Consider the following 17081-nt stretch of genomic DNA (forward strand, 5'->3'; position numbering starts at 1 on the left):
ACTAAAATCTTATGCTAAGTCCACCCCCCGCACCAAACCGGTTGTCATAACTTCCCATTACAGAAAAATTCCTGGAAAGGAAGTATTCGGCACCCACATTGTACACTTGTTCTTTTTCAAAGTCAGTGCCTTGGGGCAATTCATTTACCCAGCCAAAATCGGCCTGGAACTCATATTCCCCGAATATGACGAATCTTGGAAATAACATAATTTCCCGGCTTAAACTTATTTGCGGTCTTAGCTTATGGTCCAACCGTACATCCAGGTTGAACATATATGGCGTAAAATAGCGTACCCCGGCAACGGCAGTAGTACTTAGTTCATCCAGGTTATCTTTCATTTCATTTTCCACGTTCACCCCACCAAATACCCGAAACCAGTCGTTCAGGTAATATTCGTAAGAAAACTCAGCTTCTAAATTTTCGTTCCAGCCGTATTCTGCAATTAAATTGAACTGGTTCCTGATATTGCTGGAAACCACATTCACTTCGGTCATGTGAGAGGCTACATCTGCTAAGCCCCAGGTAAAAAAGTGATTCCCTTCCTGAAAGAGAATTTCTCTGGGATGTTCTTTCATTAGTGGATTGCGCTCGGTCTGGTAGGTTACTGCCCTGGCCATGCCCCCAACCATGTGATACAGCACATGGCAGTGTAAAAACCAATCACTGTCCTCATTGGCCTCAAATTCAATGATGGTCTTTTGCATAGGTGCTACATTCACTGTGTGCTTGAGCGGAGAATAGGCTCCATGCTTATTAAGAACACGAAAGAAATGGCCGTGAAAATGCATGGGGTGGTGCATCATGGTGAGGTTGTTGAATATTATTCGCACTTTTTCACCTTTTTCAATTTTAATCATATCGGCTTCGGCCAGGGGTACTCCATTCATACTCCAGATGTAGCGCCACATATTGCCGGTAAGGTTCAGCAAAATCTCTCTTTCGGATTTCGTCTCATCAATAGTAGTAGGGACAGGAGCCTGTAGAAAATCATAATTATAATCTGCAAACATTCCCATTTTTGACATATTGGATCCCCCCCTCTGCTGTCCTTTTTCTGAAGTTTGGGTCTTCTCTGAAGAGGAACGCTCTGCCCGAAGGCTGTCAGTCATCGGTTCATGTGCGTCATGATCCATCTCGGGCATTCTCTGCCTGTCCATATTCCCCATTTTTTTATCGTGGTCCATACCCATATCCCCCTCCATTTTTTCACCATGTTCCATGTCCATTCCCCATTCTTTCATAAACTCGTAGGGCTCGACTTTGCCCGGATTGAATTTCATGGCGGGAGCTCCCATACGCATGTCCATTTCTGCCATCTGCATCATCATACCTATTTTATCCGGCCTTGGCAGCACCTCTGCCGGTAGTATGTCTCCACTTCCGAAATAGGCATGTGTAGCCCCTGAACCATCCTGGGCTACGGCCCGCATTTCAATCTGTCCGTTTTCAGGAATGGTAATGATTAGGTCATAGGTTTCTGCGATGGAAATAAAAAGTTTTTCTTTGTTCACCGGGACCACATCCAGGCCATCGGCCGAAACTAAAAGAGGCGGAGTGCCTCCGAAGGTAAGCCAAAATTGCGTTGATGCGGCTGCATTTATAATGCGTAGCCTTACCTTATCCCCGGCTTCATATTTGGTGTAATGTTGTACTGTATCCCCGTTAGTCAAAAAAGCAGGATAATATATGTCCGCGATATCTGCACCTTCCATGCGCTGACGCCAGAAATCCAGCTGGGCACCCAAAGCGCCCCTGGCAATTACACGGTTCAAGGGAGTCGCAGTTCCTTTTTTAATGCTGTACCATTCGTTGCCGCGCTTTAGGTTCCGCAGGACATTCCGCGGTTTCTCAAAAGTCCAATCCGATAGAACCAGTACTTCGTCGTGATCATAATTATAAGCGGCCGATGGTATTTGTGGTTCTATGACAATTGAACCGTATACGCCACTTTGTTCCTGCAGCATGGTGTGAGAGTGATACCAGTAAGTCCCAGCCTGAATGAGGGGAAATTCATACTTCTGTATCTTACCGGGCTCTATGGGTGGTGTAGTGAGGTAAGGCACTCCGTCGTAAAAATTGGGTAGCAGGAGGCCGTGCCAATGAATTGAAGTTTCCTCTTCCATTTCATTCTTAACGTATATAACGGCATATTCCCCCTCTTTAAAGTTTAAAGTTGGACCGGGAATGCTGCCGTTAATCGTCATGCCCATGCTTTCCTCTCCTGCAATATGGACCATTTCTTCATCTAGGGTTAAATGGTACTCCCGTACAGGTAAATTATCCACATTCCCTTCTAATGAGGGGGTTTGTTGGGCATTAGTAAGATTTATTGATACAACTATTAATAATACTGCAAAAAGATGTTTTTCCATTTCCTATTAATTTAATTAATATTTGAACATGAAGTCATTTGTAGTGGCTATTTCAAATAAAGTATAATCTCAATGAATATTTTAATTCACTCCTAAAACAGATATACCTTACCAGTAGTAAGTAACTGGTATTGACAAAAATATTAAATCAAATAAGAAACACCTGATCCCGAAGATAAATACTATGGATCAGCAAAGGAGGAGAATAAAATGTGTAAGCCGGCACCTGCCGAGGTATATAATTAAATAGAGACACATAGGAATTCGCAAAAGCACCTAAAAACACCTGTTGTTTAAAATCCAGCGATAAAAACGAATTTTTCAACTCGTCCTGACCTTCAACTAAAATTTTTTCATTACTACAACAATGATCCTTCTTCATGGAAGTGGCCATATTGTAATGATCATGAATTCCCATTACGCAACTTTTAGCTTCAGAAAAGACAGCCAGATCCATTAAAAGACCTCCACAGAAATGTTTTTCTACAGTAAAAGATAAAGTAGACAACAACACCACAAGTGCCATCAAAATAGAGACAATATTACGCAATGTACTTTTCATCGTCAATGGAGAAAACATTCCCATAATAGAATGATCTCCTAATTTTTTCGCTTAAAAAGCGAAATTAAATATAAAATAGCAGCTAGTGTTATACTATTATGGAAAAATGTTGTACTAATTGGCTAAGCGAAATAAGCTTTCTTAATTTCATTATATAAAACTCTTTTGAGCGGCATCTCGGCGAACCTCAATATACCGTCAAGACTACGACAATTCTTCTCCCTCTTAAGAACTATATTAATGCTCTGTAGCCGGGTTTTTTTGGGTAACAGCTAAAATCCCTGATGAATGAGGCATTGAAGAGTATTTTCAATTATACAGCTTGCTTTTAAAGCATTATAAATTCTGCTGATAATTAGCCTGTTGTAAAAAATATTTACGCTATAACCATCTGTTTATCAGATAATTAAAACCTAGTCTTACTTCCTCTCTCTTGCCGTTTTGCCTTTGGCGGAACGATCTTGATTTTTTACCGGAGACTATTAATTTTAAAAACATATCCCCGGGTGGAAATCAAATTATAAAAGGGAATTTAACAGCAACTTTTATTCTCCTGAATAGGAGGACAGGGAATACTTCCAAATGAACAGAACACACAACAATCACCCTCTTTGGGCCTTAAAACCTCTTTACATTGCTCACATTGATAAAAAAACTGGCAGGCATCTGTTGGCATTTCTTCTTGCTTGGAGTGGCCGCAATTAGAACACGTCAAAACAGATTTTAAAATAGTTTCCATAGGTATGTTTATAACATTGATGTGATATCCGAGCCCATTGTCGGATAGGCATAAATCATTTTCTTTAAGTCTCGTACTGGCACCTCTTTGTACATCGCAAGTGAGAAAAAGTTAATCGTTTCTTCTACCCCCGGACCAATGAGATGAGCTCCCACCAAAGTACTTTTATCAGTGTCTATTATGGTTTTATAAGCATATTCCTGAACGTTAAGACGTTTAGCATTGAACCACCCTGGAACTGCCTTGGTGTTCACTTTGATATTTAACCCAGCTTTCTCCGCTTCCACTTCAGTCAGACCTACCGAAGCCATAGGTGGTAGGGTAAAGACAACTGACGGCATAGGTGGATATTCCGGTTTCTTATTTTTACCCTTTAATATGTTGGAAGCAATGATATTACCTTCATAAACAGCTACCGGGGTTAATGGAAGCCCATCAGTATCGGCAGCGTCACCAGCAGCATATATGGATGGATTGGAGGTACTTTGTAAGTACTTATTGACCTCAATTCCTTTCTTGTTATAATTTACAGAAGCCTTCTTCAAGTTCAAGTCATCAATATGGGGTACTCTTCCCGCACTGTTGAAAACAGCTTCAGCTGTAAACTCTGTTTCGGAACCATTTGTTTCACCAATTACCGTATAACCTTTTGCATCTTGCTTGATTCCCGTGACGTTTGTTTCGAGCATCAATCTTACTCCAAGTTTTCTGGTGGCCTCCGACAAATGGTGAACTATATCCTTATCAAAATTCTCCAAAGGCTGAGGTCCCCGATGTATGATGGTAACTTCTGCTCCACATCGCTTAGCTATATGTGCAAACTCAAAGGCAATGTATCCACCACCTATAAAGATTAATGAGTTAGGAAGTTCCTGAAGATTTAAAAAATCTGTACTTGTCAATGCAAGGTGACCACCGTCAAATTTCAACTGGCGTGGACGTGCTCCAGTTGCAATAACAATCTTGCTTCCCTTTAAAACTTCCGATGCAATTTCGACTGCATCACTGCCGATGAAGCGAGCGGCACCATGATAGGTGTCGATATCATTGTGTTTATATCCTTTTTCAATTTTTTCAGGCATTGCATCTACAAATTCCTGTTTAAAGGCCATAATGTCCTTCCATTCTACTTGAGGAACCGTATTAATACCCTTTCCTACCAGACGTTGAGCGAAGTCTCTCACTTCGGTAGCACCAATAATTATCTTTTTTGGGTCACAACCACGAAGAGCACAAGTTCCACCATAGGGTAGCTCATCTGTCACAGCTACTTTTAATCCTTTGGAAGCACACTTGTTCGCAACGGTCATACCCGACATACCTGAACCTATTACTATAACATCATATTGTTTCATTGTTTTCTAATTTCTGTTACTTTATATCCTGTTCGTGCAATAGCCGTTTTTACCTCTTGAACATTAGTACGTGTATTATCGAATTCGACAACCGTGTTACCATCTTCGTAAGATACTTTGCAGGAAACAATACCATTCAGCTTGTTAACTTCGGATTTTACATGACCCTCACATCCTGCGCAGGTCATACCGCTCACTAAGAATTCCATGGTTTGAATGTTTTTCTCCTGCACGAACACAACTTCTCTTTCATTGGAAGGATAAAAAGCTTCTGCGTAGTAAGGAAATGCTAAACTCAAGGCAACAAAAACAGTCACTCCACCCAAAAATGTTCTGGATTGGAAGAATGATGTTCGAGATTCTGTGTCGCAACCGCAATCCTCAACCTTGACAGGTTTAATCTTAAGATACCAGGCAACAGCCAAAGCAAAAAGGGAAATCACGACAAGAGGCCATCTAAAAGGCTCCAACCATTCAAATGCACCTGCCATGGTTCCCGTTCCTGCTACTATAGTAAGTAAGGGAGTTATGCAACAAAGGGAACTGGAGATACCAGTTAAAATTCCCACTCCAAGTAAACTGTTTTTAGCATTCATATGGCTTCAGGTTGCCGATTCAACAAATTAAAAAAAGGAGCAAGAAGTTCCCGATGGTCATCCCGTAGCGAGTAAAAGATTGTTTGACCTTCCTTTTCCGATTTTACAAAATCCCTGTCCTTCAACTTTCGCAAGTGTTGCGAAACTGCTGGTATGGTCATGTTCAGAATATCACTTAAATCACAAACACATAACCTTTCCTCTGCCTGAAGGACATAAAGAATCTTTAATCTTACGCTATTACTTACTAAAGAGAGCTTATTGGTTAAGGCACCTACTGCCTCTTCAACTTCTGATATTTGTTCTTTACACCGTTTGATTTGGTTCAAATCGGCCTCTTTCCGTATGCAACTATTTTCTTCCATAAAACAAAGGTAAAAAATTATTTAAGCAAGTACTTAAATACATGAAATATTTTGTTCGGCTAATTATTTTTGACATCCGAGGGTGTAGGACTATTTTTTATTTTACAAATGGCATCATTTTAATTCAACTAATCAGTTATCTGGAGGAAAAAATAAAGAAAATCGCTGAATCATTTTTGTCGCTGATAATTAAAATAAAAAAGTAGGATAGGATGTAGAATAAATTCCCATTGAGATAGAAAATATCTTTCTGGATGGCTGGTATATAAATCCCTTTGTTTTCCATTCTCAATGCCGTTACTGTGATGTAAAAGAAAGTACTCAATAATGAAATTTCCGTAAAACCATCGCTAAAGTGGTTAGATGGAAAACTTAGATGGGGCAATCTTTATTACTGAAGGAATTTCAAAATTAGGCTTCTCCCTCCCGTAATTGCCATTTTAAACACAACATTAATATGTACAAGCCTGCCACCGTTTCTAAACTTAGGTTAAGTAACCTTTCATTAGCTCATCTATCTATTAATTGCACTTCCTGTGCATTCATATTTTAATACCTTTGCAATGTGAAATTTTTCGCAGTCATATTATCCGTTTATTTCCTGGGGCTAAACTTTATACCCTGTGATGATACAGCCGTGTCTGAAAATCAGGATACTGTCTCCGTTAGTATGGAAATATACCAGGATCAGCCGGGAGACCAGCAGGGGACTTCTGATGACTGTCCTCCTTTTTGCCAGTGTCACTGCTGTCATATCCATTTGGTGAGAAGCACTCCCAGTGCCTTAGAAATTTTTGAACCAAAAATACCTTTTTTGACACCTTTGTTTGGAGAGCGTGTCGGCAAAGAAATTGCCTTTTCTCACTTTCAACCACCCCGCGTTTAATTCAACTTTTGTGATAGGATAATTATATCCTTACGCCATTGACTTCATTAATGGCCATCTCATCTATTTATGTTGAATTAAATTCTATTATTAATGATTAACAAAATTATAGCATTCTCTATAAACAATAAGTTTATAATAGGTTTGCTAACATTGGCACTTATTGGAGCCGGAGTATGGTCTATGATGACCGTAAACCTGGGTTCGGTTCCTGATATTACAAATAATCAGGTGCAGGTTATTACCCAATCTCCCAGCTTAGGTACTGAAGATATTGAACAGTTTGTCACTTATCCGGTCGAACTGGCAATGGGTAATCTTCCTGGGGTGACTGAATTACGGTCTATTTCCCGCTTCGGACTCTCGGTGGTAACTATCGTTTTTGAAGATGACATGGGCACTTATTTACCCCGACAGCTGGTTCAGGAAAAATTGACCGAACTGCAGGAAACCATTCCGGAAAACTTTGGTAGCCCATCGATGGGTCCAATTTCTACCGGGCTAGGACAGATTTATGAATATACCATTCAGCCGCAACCCGGTTTTGAGACGCAATATACTCCTGTTGAGCTTCGCAGTATTCAGGACTGGATTGTAAAAAGGCAGTTAACCCTGCTGGAAGGGGTTGTGGAAGTCAATTCGTTTGGTGGATCAATCAAGCAGTACGAAGTAGCCATCAACCCTGAAAAATTAAACGCGCTGGATGTAAGTATCTCTCAGGTGTATGAGGCCCTGGCCCGGAATAATGTAAATACCGGTGGAGCCTACATTGAGAGGAACAGAATGTCCAACTTCATTCGGGGAGAAGGCCTGATCCAGTCCTTAGATGACATCAGGAAAATAGTGGTTACCCATGAAAATAATACTCCTGTTACGATTGGAGATATAGCCGAAGAAGTGAATTTTGGAAGTCAGGTGCGTTATGGTGCTTTTACCCAGGATGGAGAGGAAGCTGTGGGGGGTATTATTATGATGCTGAAAGGTTCCAATCCTAATGCAGTGATACAGAATGTAAAAGACAGGATGGCAGAGGTGGAAGAATCCTTGCCGGAAGGACTTGAAATCAGGCCCATCATTGACAGAAGTATGCTAATTGGCAGAACAACCGATACTGTGACTAAAAACCTGTTGGAAGGAGCCTTAATTGTAATTTTTGCTTTGGTTTTTCTTCTTGGTAGCTTGCGCGGAGGTTTAATTACTGCTACCACCATTCCTCTTTCTCTGCTTTTTGCTTTTATTCTTATGAAGCAGTTTGGCGTTTGGGCAAACCTGATGAGCCTGGGTGCCATCGACTTCGGGATAATCATTGATGGTGCGGTTATTATCATAGAAGGTGCCGTTTATGAAATCCATAAAAGGATTAAAGCCGGAAAAGCCAAGTTTAATCAGACTGTAATGGACGAGGTAGCTTACGACTCCGGAAGCACTATGATGAGGTCGGCATTTTTTGGTCAAATTATTATCCTGATTGTGTTTGCACCTATTTTATTCCTTACCGGGGTGGAAGGCAAAATGTTCAAACCAATGGCTTACACTTTTGGTTTTGCAATGATAGGTGCCATCATCTTGTGCCTTACCTACGTTCCTATGATGACTGCATTATTTATGAAGCCGATTCAAAACAAGAAAAACTGGTATGGCAAGTTGGAGCGCTGGCTGGAAAAAGTTAGTGATAAAATCATTGGTGGTATCCATCGTGCCTACCTTCCGATTTTAAAAGTTTCCCTTCGCCTTAGAGCAGCGGTAATCATAGGATCTATTGTTTTATTAGGGGCTGCAGGTTATGTTTTTTCCACGATGGGGGGAGAATTTATTCCTCAGTTAGATGAAGGGGACATTGCCATGCAGGCTTTGATCAGACCCGGTAGTTCGCTGACTGAATCCATAGAAGTCTCCAAAAAAATAGAAACTTTGCTACTGGAAAACTTCCCTGAAATTGAAACGGTAACAGCCCGTATCGGGGTGGCCGATATTCCTACAGATCCCATGCCGATGGATATAGCAGACATGTATCTAATTCTCGATAAGGACAGGGACAAATGGGTATCTGCTGAAACCAAAGAGGAACTCATTGAACAAATCGAAGAACTACTCAATAAAAACCTTACCGGTGTCAACTTTGTTTTCACTCAGCCGGTAGAGCTGAGGTTTAATGAACTTCTGGAAGGGGTAAGAGAAGATATTGCAGTAAAGCTCTATGGGGAGGATTTAGAGGTACTTTCTACAAAGGTCCAGGAAATGGCAGAGATTATTCAAACCGTTCCCGGAGCCGGAGATGTGAATGCGGAAAGAACGTCTGGTCTCCCACAAATGACGGTGCGTTATAACCGGGATAAACTCGCTCAATACGATCTGGATATTCAAAAAATCAATGAGTACATAAGCACTGCATTTGCAGGCGGAGTAGCCGGGGTTGTTTTTGAAGGAGAAAGGCGTTTCGACCTGGTGGTTCGCTTTGATGAAGCACACCGACAAAGTATTGAAGATTTAAGAACTTTATACATTGATCTTGACGATGGTACTCAAATTCCTATCAATGAAATAGCCGATATACGTTATGTGCCCGGACCGATGCAGATATCACGTGACGACACCTATCGAAGAACTTATGTTGGGGTGAACACCCGGGGGCGCGATGTCGAGTCTGTTGTCAATGACATTCAGGCAAAACTGGATGCCGAACTGGATTTACCCCCGGGATACTACATTGAATATGGTGGAGAATTTGAAAATCTTCAAAGTGCAAAAAGCCGACTCTCCATTGTTGTTCCTATCGCCCTCTTCCTGATTTTTGTACTACTTTATTTTGCACTTAAATCTTTTTCGCAATCTATCATGATCTATATGGCCATCCCATTAGCTGCCATTGGGGGTATTTTTGCCCTCTGGCTTCGGGACATGCCTTTTAGTATTTCGGCAGGTGTAGGATTTATCGTGCTCTTTGGAGTTGCAGTATTAAACGGACTTGTGCTGGTGAATCGCTTCAATTCATTAAAAGAAGAAGGAGTAACAAGTATTAAGGATCGGATATTAATAGGTACCAAAGAACGAATCAGGCCGATCATGCTCACGGCTACAACCGATATTTTAGGGTTCATGCCTATGGCATTTTCCACATCAGCAGGAGCAGAGGTGCAGCAGCCATTAGCAACGGTGGTTATAGGTGGTATGCTCACAGCTACCCTCCTTACCCTGGTGGTGTTACCTGTGCTTTATACTTTAATAGAAAATATGAAAAACAGAAGAAGAAGTAGTAATAATAGTAATGGCTTTGCACCAGCTCCGGCAATATTGGTGGCATTGCTTTCTGTCGGAAGCCTTTTAGGTTTTAGCACCCGTGCAGGGGCACAGGAAAATAATTTTTTACAGAAAAATATTCCGGTGCAGTCTGAGACAGTTCAGCAGCAGGATTCACTACAAACCTTAACCTTAGAAGAGGCCCAGAAGCGGGCAATTGAAGTTTTTCCGAGAATAAGAGCCGCTGCCCTGGAGATAGAAAGTCAGCAGGCCTTAAAGAAAACGGCATGGGACTTTGGTAATACCCAGTTATTTACCGGTGCGGAAGAAATTAGTAGTGGTTCGGATAATGCTGACCTCGGGGTTTATACACAAATTGGAGTTCAGCAACAGAATATTGACATCTTCGGAATTGCCCCGCGCCTGAAGTTGCAGAAAGAAAGAGTGGCCCTGGCAGAAGAAGCCCTTGATCTTTCCATTCTTGAAGTAGAACTGGAGGTAAGTCGGGCCTGGGCTTCGGTATATGCTGCTAAAAATGCATATGAAACACTGCGGAGCCTGGATTCCTCATTTACCGATATCGAAAGGGCTGCACAAATAAGGCTGGAAACAGAAACAATCTCAAGGTTGGAATATTTGGCCACCGTAAACCAGGGCAATGAGGTTGAAATTCAAAAAGAGCAGGCATACAGGGATTATCTTAAAGCCTTACAGCGATTCAACCTGTGGTTTGCCAGTGACACTCTTTATACGGTACCTAACGTTCCTACCGAAGAGATTGATGAGCCCATTTCCGAATTATTACAACCTCTCGGCAATCATCCCCTCCTGGATGTATTTGAGCAACGAGTAGAAGTGGCTGATGCAACTTTTAAGGAAAGGCGGGCGCAGTTTCTTCCAAAATTTCAGGCGCAGTACGGTAGGCAGAAAATTGACGGCCAAACGGGCTTTTATCAATATCAGGTGGGCATCAGTATTCCCTTGTTCTTTGGACCTGAGCTAGGGAGAACACAATCTGCCAGATTAAATCGTGAGATAGCTGATGCAAATTTACAACAAACCCAACTGGAGCTTAAAACAACTTACACCAGAGCGCGCGAGGAATACCTTAAATGGCTTAACTCCTGGAGATATTATCAGGAGGAGGCGCTTCCATTAGCCGTCGAACAGCGGGAAGGAGCAATCATTGCCTATAGGGAAGGAGCAATTGATTATGTCACTTTTCTACAAAATATAAGGGATGCTGTACGAATAGAGATTGATGCCTGGGAGGCATTAGCAAATTATCTCAACAGCCGCTCCCAACTTGAGTATTTTATGAACACTTCAGAATAAATCGGTACTAATAGCTAAAGAATAAAAAAATGAAAAAACATTTTATAAAATTGTTCACCCTATTTATTGCAACAAGCTTTTTTGTTGCTTGTAATAATGGAGGAGGCGAAGAAGGGGAAACTGCAGCTCAGGAAGAGCAGGCTCTAGAAGAAGGCGGTATGGGAGAAGTGCATCTCTCCGAACTCAAGTTTAATAGTCTGGGCATAAAAGTGGACACTCTGCCCACCCGTCCGCTTTCCGAGATAGTGGAAGCGACCGGGCAACTGGAAGTACCGCCACAATATGAGGCGACAGTAACTGCAATTTTAGGTGCCAACGTTACTTCTATTGAAGTTATTGAGGGCGATGAAGTTAGAAAAGGCCAAACCCTGGCGTATCTTTCCCACCCTAACCTCACAAGTTTACAGACTGATTATATGACAACTTACAGTCGTATGCAGAACCTGGAACAAGAATTTAATCGCCAGCAAAGGCTGTACGAACAGGAAGTTGGTTCGGGTAAATTATTTCAACAGGCACAGGCCGATTATCAGGTGGTACAGGCAGAGGTCAAGGGGTTGGAGTCACAGCTAAGACGGTTAAACCTAAATGTTACGTCGATACGAGAAGGAAATATTAATGAGAATATACCTGTGGTAAGTCCAATCCAGGGGAACATTGAAGATGTTAGTGTGAAGATAGGACAATATGTTGATCCTCAAACCGAGCTATTCGAAGTGATTAATACCGAACATGTACATGCCGATTTAATGGTATTTGCAAAAGATGTATACAAGATTAAAGAAGGGCAAAAAGTTTTACTTCAAATGGAATCCATACCAGGAAGATCTTATACTGCTGAGATATATTCCGTCGGTAAAAAGTTCGAGCAAAATCCCAAAGCTATTCACGTCCATGCAGAGATACAGGAGGAAACAGAAAACCTTGTTCCCGGTATGTATATCAACGGCAGGATTATTACAGGCACCGGTACGGAGGTGACGGCTTTGCCGGAGGAGGCCATTATTGAGGAAGAAGGAAAATTCTACATCTTCACCGCTGAAAAGCACGAGGAGAACGGGGAAACCGAATGGTCGTTTAAACCGGTGGAAGTGATCACAGGAGAAGAAAATGAAGGCTGGGTAGAAATTAAGTTACTGCAGCCTTTACCTGAAGATGCAAAGGTGGCGTGGAACAATGCTTATTACCTTATTGCAGAAATGAAGAAAGGGGAAACAGGTCATGACGATTAAACTATGAAAGCTATAGAAAAATTTTTAGAAGAGAAGCATGTGAGACCCACTGCTATGCGAATGCTTATATTCAAGTTTTTGGCACAGAAACAAGTGGCTGTAACATTAGCTGATATAGAGATAGCTTTTGAAAAAAGTGAAAGAACAACTATTTACCGTACCATTAAAACTTTTGAAAATAGCGGAATTGTTCACGTCATAGAAGATGGAAGTGGAGTATCTAAGTATGCACTTTGTGAGGCGGGCTGTAATTGTGAGCTCGACAGCGATCTTCATCTTCACTTTCACTGTGAAATTTGTAAAGAAACCCAATGTTTAACTGAAACTAAGATTCCGCATATTAACCTTCCGCCGGGTTTTACAGCAACTGACGCCAGTTTGGTAGTCAAAGGAACCTGTGACAAATGCAATAAGGAATAAGCATTTTTAAACTTTGCGATTCTAAAGCACATCCATCAGGAAAAAATGCACTTCCGTTGCAGGACTATATAGATTAATTTCGTTCCTGTAATTAATTATTAGATAGGAAAATGCCAGTTTTAATGGATTGGCTTTTTCTATTGAAAGACCTTTAATAAGAAGTTATGGCGAAAGACAAGGACTATAAAGACGCAGAATTACAAGATCCAACAATTACTTCTCCCAGAACGGCTGAAGAACCCGGACCAAAACCTGAAAAAGGTGAAGATAGCTGTTGTCCACCTCAGCATAATGGAGCAGGTAAAAATGAGGAAGAAAGATCTTCCTTTATTCCGACTATAGTAAGCTTGATACTTTTACTGTTTGGTATTGGGCTGGACTTTTTTGATGTGGAATGGTTTCAAGGATATCTGCGCTTAATTGTTTTTGGTGTTGCTTATGTTCTCGTTGGCGGGAAAGTTGTACAACATGCTGTGACCAACATCGCAAAAGGAAATATCTTCAATGAATTTTTTCTTATGACCATTGCCACTCTCGGGGCATTTTATATTGGAGAATATGCAGAAGGAGTTGCCGTAATGTTGTTTTACGTGATTGGAGAACATTTTCAGGAAGCAGCGGTTGCACGATCCCGTCGCTCAATAAAAGCTCTTATTGATAATCGTCCCGAGGAGGTTACATTGATCAAGAATGGACAAGTTTCAATTGTTAATCCGAAGAATGTGAACATTGGGGAAATCATCCAGATCAAACCCGGGGAGAAAGTAGCGCTTGACGGAGAAATGCTTAGTGAAAGCTCCTCCTTTAATACTGCCGCCCTTACAGGAGAATCAAAACCTGATACCAAGAAAAAAGGAGAGACAGTGCTTGCAGGGATGATAAACCTAGATAAGCTGGTTGAGCTAAAAGTAACTTCCGGTTATGAAGACAGTGCTTTATCAAAAATTCTCAAACTCGTTGAAGAAGCAGGTGGGAGGAAAGCAAAAACCCAAAAATTCATCACCCGCTTTGCAAAAATTTATACTCCGATCGTGGTTTTCTTCGCCATAGGTCTGGCGTTGCTGCCCTATTTCTTTGTCGACGCTTATATTTTTGAGGATTGGCTATACCGGGCCCTGGTATTTTTGGTGATCTCCTGTCCCTGTGCCCTGGTAATCTCCATTCCCCTGGGATATTTTGGAGGTATAGGCGCCGCTTCCCGCAACGGTCTTCTTTTTAAAGGCTCCAATTTTCTCGACCTCATTACAAAGGTAGATACCGTGGTAATGGACAAAACCGGAACACTCACTGAAGGAGTGTTTAAAGTACAGGAGGTAAAAGTCCAAAGTCTGGAAAAGGACCGGTTTTTGGCTCTGACAGCGGCATTGGAGAGCAAGTCCACCCATCCTATTGCTTCGGCAGTTGTAGAACACTCCGGGAACGCTTTCAAACAGCTGAAAGTGCAGAACGTAGAAGAAATTGCCGGACACGGATTAAAAGGAACGGTAGACGGGAAAGAACTTTTGGTCGGGAACGCGAAATTGTTGCGAAAGTTCAACATCTCCTATGCCCCGGAGATAGAGGAAATAGTGGAAACGATTGTTGTGGTAGCAATGGATGGTAAATATGAAGGTTACATAACTATTGCCGATCAAATTAAAGAAGATGCGGCGTTAGCCATAAAGCAACTTCGGGAGTATGGTATTGATAATATTGTAATGCTCTCTGGCGATAAAGATTCTATTGTTCAAAAAGTAGCGCGACAGTTAAAGATCGACAAAGCATACGGTGGACTACTGCCTCAGGACAAGGTGGCTAAGGTCGAGGAACTAAAGAAACAGGGGAAAAAGGTGGCATTCGTAGGAGACGGTATAAATGATGCCCCGGTGATCACCTTAGCCGATGTAGGAATGGCCATGGGAGCCTTAGGCTCTGACGCAGCAATAGAGACCGCAGATGTGGTGATACAAACAGATCAGCCGGGCAAAATCGGCACGGCCATTAAGATCGGCAAAAAAACGCGACAGATTGTATGGCAGAATATTGGCCTTGCCTTTGGAGTAAAGGCACTGGTGCTAATTTTTGGCGCATTTGGGGTAGCATCTTTATGGGAAGCAGTTTTTGCTGACGTGGGAGTGGCATTCTTAGCCATTTTGAATGCTGTGAGACTACAAAGGATAAAATTCTAAAACCAGCGAAATGAAAAATCAGCACCGGAAAAAGGATTTAAAAATAGCCAGGAAAATTCAGGTTTATAATATTATTTATGATATTATAGAAGTCGTAGTTTCTTTAATTGCAGGATTTACCTCTGGAAGTGCAGCCCTTATTGGTTGGGGTCTGGATAGTGTAATTGAAGTTGTTTCTGCCAGTACTTTATGGTGGCGTCTAAATGGTGAAATAGAGGGAATTGAGGACAATAAAGTCAGGAAAAGGGAAAAAATCACTTTGTTTGTAATCGCAGGATCTTTTCTCCTTGTAAGTGGTTATATTACTTACGATTCAATCACCAAGTTGATAAATGAAAATACCCCCAACTGGAGCACCCTTGGAATAATTATTTTGTTGGTCTCTTTAGTGGTTAATCCTATTTTAATATACTACAAACGAAAGTACGGTAAAAAATTGGACAGCAAAGAATTGCTTGCCGATTCAAAAGACACCTTCATATGCCTTTACCAAACAGTGGCAGTATTAGGTGGTTTATTAGCTGTTCGATATTTAGGTTGGTGGTGGGCTGACCCTGTGGCGGCTCTTCTTATTGTGCCATATGCCTTAAAAGAAGGTTGGGGGGCGTTTAAAAATGGAAGAAATATTAGTTCGGACACATGAATAGGTTGTTATTAGTTTATTTAGAGGCTTGATATTTTTTAAAATGAAGTTATGAGTTGTTGGTTATGGGTCTTAATATTACTTGCTGTTAGTATTAAAACCTTTGAATCAATTGTTCCTATTGACTTCTTGTTTACTAGAGATATGCTCGCTTGCATTGCCTTGACCGCCTTTTCTGAGGATTCTTTGATTTCTCTGGCACTGGTTATAGAGCGGATATTGCAACTGCCCATATTGGCCCTTCCATCTCAAGTGTTACTGAGAATAAGGAACAGTAGCAACAATCTATCTTAGCTTTTAGTTGTTTGCTACAGGCAATTATCGTTCTCCTAGTCAAAAAATTCCATATTCAGTATTTACTAAAGAGCAAGTATCTTATCTTTAGTACGTATAATCTCAAATCTTACAATTTTGATACATATACTTACAACAGGTGGCACCATCGAAGGGCTGGATTGTGACCAAAAACAAAGCGCCGGGAAAACTTCACTAAGTAATTTTCTGGAAGCGGCGAATGTTTCTTTTTCTTTTTCCATAGAAGAAGTTTTCCAGAAAGATAGCAGATTTATTACATTTGATGACCGGGAGTATTTGGCAGAAAAAGTCCAAACCTCAGAATCTTCAAAAATTTTGATATCTCACGGCACTTTCACTATGGAAGAAACTGCAAAACATATAGCAGATCGAAAAATAAATAAAACGATAGTTCTCACCGGTTCCTTTATCCTGGGGTCCTCTCGAAATACAGATGCTCCATTCAATTTAGGCTATGCAATATGTGCCTTACAGTTTTTAAAACCAGATGTCTATGTGGCTATGAACGGCAGAATTTTTCATTGGAGCAATGTTGCTAAAAATTTAAAGACAAATAAGTTTGAGTCTAAAGATGAAACACAATGATGTTTGGCACTTCAATCCATTGGGGACGACCATTTTTTATTTATTGATTGACACCATTATTGAATTACTTGCTGTCATTCAAAATCCAAAGCTGAAATCCAGATATATTGCTTTCAGTCTGCTATAGTAAAGGTTTAGCTTTTAGTGAAAATCCAAGGCTTATCTTGTCAATTCATTACTCCGAATAACTACTACTAAATAATAGTTAAGATATTTTCCATAATAATAGAAGGTAACTGACTTGATAATGCTTAATTTCAAGATTAGAT

At 41.0% G+C, this 17081-nt stretch carries 13 protein-coding genes; 7 read left to right on the top strand and 6 right to left on the bottom strand.

Features of this window, described 5'->3' with window-relative positions; all coding sequences use genetic code 11:
- Position 1 precedes the first annotated feature (1 nt).
- From RM541_RS08415 to RM541_RS08440, 6 genes are all read right to left on the bottom strand, one after another.
- Positions 2-2374, bottom strand: coding sequence for a multicopper oxidase domain-containing protein (locus RM541_RS08415; RefSeq protein ID WP_266069611.1), 2373 nt, complete (start codon positions 2372-2374; stop codon positions 2-4).
- 148 nt (positions 2375-2522) lie between these two features.
- On the bottom strand, positions 2523-2960 hold the full coding sequence (locus RM541_RS08420; protein ID WP_265164204.1) for an HYC_CC_PP family protein: 438 nt from the start codon (positions 2958-2960) through the stop codon (positions 2523-2525).
- A 508-nt stretch (positions 2961-3468) separates the two neighbouring features.
- Positions 3469-3675, bottom strand: a complete 207-nt coding sequence (locus RM541_RS08425; protein WP_229793613.1) for a GDCCVxC domain-containing (seleno)protein — start codon at positions 3673-3675, stop codon at positions 3469-3471.
- A gap of 8 nt (positions 3676-3683) precedes the next feature.
- Positions 3684-5030, bottom strand: a complete 1347-nt coding sequence (locus RM541_RS08430) for a dihydrolipoyl dehydrogenase family protein (RefSeq protein WP_266069612.1) — start codon at positions 5028-5030, stop codon at positions 3684-3686.
- Positions 5027-5626 carry a mercuric transport protein MerTP gene (gene merTP, locus RM541_RS08435; protein ID WP_189602856.1) on the bottom strand — a complete coding sequence of 200 codons (600 nt, stop codon included), beginning with the start codon at positions 5624-5626 and terminating at the stop codon, positions 5027-5029. Before merTP ends, RM541_RS08430 begins: the two co-directional genes overlap by 4 nt.
- A complete protein-coding gene (locus tag RM541_RS08440; protein ID WP_189602855.1) occupies positions 5623-5991 on the bottom strand; it encodes an ArsR/SmtB family transcription factor in 369 nt (122 codons plus the stop codon). The genes merTP and RM541_RS08440 overlap by 4 nt, the downstream gene beginning before the upstream one ends.
- A gap of 565 nt (positions 5992-6556) precedes the next feature.
- Here RM541_RS08440 and RM541_RS17480 point away from each other — a divergent pair.
- The 7 genes from RM541_RS17480 (at position 6557) to RM541_RS08470 (ending at position 16812) form a co-directional block, all read left to right on the top strand.
- A complete protein-coding gene (locus RM541_RS17480; protein ID WP_432264668.1) occupies positions 6557-6877 on the top strand; it encodes a DUF6660 family protein in 321 nt (106 codons plus the stop codon).
- A gap of 93 nt (positions 6878-6970) precedes the next feature.
- Complete coding sequence (locus tag RM541_RS08445; protein WP_311499743.1) at positions 6971-11449, top strand: CusA/CzcA family heavy metal efflux RND transporter; 4479 nt, start codon at positions 6971-6973, stop codon at positions 11447-11449.
- A gap of 29 nt (positions 11450-11478) precedes the next feature.
- Positions 11479-12681, top strand: coding sequence for an efflux RND transporter periplasmic adaptor subunit (locus RM541_RS08450; protein WP_311499744.1), 1203 nt, complete (start codon positions 11479-11481; stop codon positions 12679-12681).
- A gap of 3 nt (positions 12682-12684) precedes the next feature.
- A complete protein-coding gene (locus RM541_RS08455; RefSeq protein ID WP_189602851.1) occupies positions 12685-13101 on the top strand; it encodes a Fur family transcriptional regulator in 417 nt (138 codons plus the stop codon).
- Between the two features lie 164 nt (positions 13102-13265).
- On the top strand, positions 13266-15269 hold the full coding sequence (locus RM541_RS08460; RefSeq protein ID WP_189602850.1) for a heavy metal translocating P-type ATPase: 2004 nt from the start codon (positions 13266-13268) through the stop codon (positions 15267-15269).
- Between the two features lie 10 nt (positions 15270-15279).
- Positions 15280-15912, top strand: coding sequence for a cation diffusion facilitator family transporter (locus tag RM541_RS08465; protein ID WP_189602849.1), 633 nt, complete (start codon positions 15280-15282; stop codon positions 15910-15912).
- Positions 15913-16323: 411 nt separating this feature from the next.
- Positions 16324-16812 (top strand): asparaginase domain-containing protein, encoded by a 489-nt coding sequence (locus RM541_RS08470; protein ID WP_189602848.1) that lies wholly within the window; start codon positions 16324-16326, stop codon positions 16810-16812.
- Positions 16813-17081: the final 269 nt, after the last annotated feature.

This window comes from Autumnicola psychrophila (genome assembly GCF_031846645.1).
Lineage (GTDB): Bacteria > Bacteroidota > Bacteroidia > Flavobacteriales > Flavobacteriaceae > Autumnicola > Autumnicola psychrophila.

Bases quoted from the DNA above. Each gene is read 5' to 3' on its own strand.
- RM541_RS08415 (WP_266069611.1), bottom strand. From the start codon at position 2,374: ATGGAAAAACATCTTTTTGCAGTATTATTAATAGTTGTATCAATAAAT.
- RM541_RS08420 (WP_265164204.1), bottom strand. From the start codon at position 2,960: ATGGGAATGTTTTCTCCATTGACGATGAAAAGTACATTGCGTAATATT.
- RM541_RS08425 (WP_229793613.1), bottom strand. From the start codon at position 3,675: ATGGAAACTATTTTAAAATCTGTTTTGACGTGTTCTAATTGCGGCCAC.
- RM541_RS08430 (WP_266069612.1), bottom strand. From the start codon at position 5,030: ATGAAACAATATGATGTTATAGTAATAGGTTCAGGTATGTCGGGTATG.
- merTP (WP_189602856.1), bottom strand. From the start codon at position 5,626: ATGAATGCTAAAAACAGTTTACTTGGAGTGGGAATTTTAACTGGTATC.
- RM541_RS08440 (WP_189602855.1), bottom strand. From the start codon at position 5,991: ATGGAAGAAAATAGTTGCATACGGAAAGAGGCCGATTTGAACCAAATC.
- RM541_RS08445 (WP_311499743.1), top strand. From the start codon at position 6,971: ATGATTAACAAAATTATAGCATTCTCTATAAACAATAAGTTTATAATA.
- RM541_RS08450 (WP_311499744.1), top strand. From the start codon at position 11,479: ATGAAAAAACATTTTATAAAATTGTTCACCCTATTTATTGCAACAAGC.
- RM541_RS08455 (WP_189602851.1), top strand. From the start codon at position 12,685: ATGAAAGCTATAGAAAAATTTTTAGAAGAGAAGCATGTGAGACCCACT.
- RM541_RS08460 (WP_189602850.1), top strand. From the start codon at position 13,266: ATGGCGAAAGACAAGGACTATAAAGACGCAGAATTACAAGATCCAACA.
- RM541_RS08465 (WP_189602849.1), top strand. From the start codon at position 15,280: ATGAAAAATCAGCACCGGAAAAAGGATTTAAAAATAGCCAGGAAAATT.